1 protein-coding gene is annotated in these 268 nt (G+C 53.4%); it reads left to right on the top strand.

Annotation, left to right across the window (positions count from 1 at the left end; translation table 11 throughout):
- Positions 1 to 268: VCBS domain-containing protein (locus RH86_RS19960; RefSeq protein WP_009388325.1), on the top strand; the 268-nt coding region annotated here is incomplete at both ends.

The raw sequence follows: 268 nt of genomic DNA, 5'->3' as shown, positions 1-268 counted from the left end.
GCTGACTACCGACGTGAAAGCGAAAATTTTGACCCGACCAGCGTAGTGATGCCAGCAGGTGCACTCGGCGAGCTCTCCATCGATGCGGATGGTAACTGGGTGTATAACGTTGAGAACGCCAACGTGCAATATCTGGCTCAAGATGAAACTAAGGTCGAAACCTTCACTGTCGCCTCAGTGGATGGCACCACCCACGATATTGTGATCACCATTACTGGGGTCAACGACAGCGCCGTGATTTCGGGCGATGCAATTGGCGTAGTGACGG

It is taken from the genome of Vibrio sp. N418, from assembly GCF_000222565.1.
Taxonomy (GTDB): Bacteria; Pseudomonadota; Gammaproteobacteria; order Enterobacterales; family Vibrionaceae; genus Vibrio; species Vibrio scophthalmi.
This window is presented reverse-complemented; position numbering and strand designations above follow the sequence as displayed.